Origin of the sequence: Shewanella electrica, assembly GCF_022321485.1 — a bacterium.
GTDB classification, from domain to species: Bacteria; Pseudomonadota; Gammaproteobacteria; order Enterobacterales; family Shewanellaceae; genus Shewanella; species Shewanella electrica.
The window spans coordinates 1-239 of the sequence record NZ_JAKOGG010000732.1; the positions used below are offsets into that span (position 1 = coordinate 1).

The window sequence follows — 239 nt, forward strand, 5'->3', positions numbered from 1 at the left end:
CTGAAGCGAAGAACGCAAAAAATCCGGTAAACATGATCGGCAAGATCTGCATGACTTTGGCCTGAACGGGATCCGCTGGCGCCGGATTGAGCTTCGTTTGCAGCAACATCGCGACACCCATGATAAGCGGCAAAATGAAATATGGATCCCGGGATGACAGATCCGTAATCCACAGAGTAAATGGCGCCTGACGCATTTCGACGCTTTCCATCAGCACCCAGTAAAACGCGAGAAAGAAC

At 50.6% G+C, this 239-nt stretch carries 1 protein-coding gene; it reads right to left on the reverse strand.

Annotated features, from left to right (window positions below; all coding sequences use genetic code 11):
* The coding region (locus tag L9G74_RS21940) for a YidC/Oxa1 family membrane protein insertase (RefSeq protein ID WP_238899028.1) at positions 1-239 on the reverse strand (239 nt) is incomplete at both ends.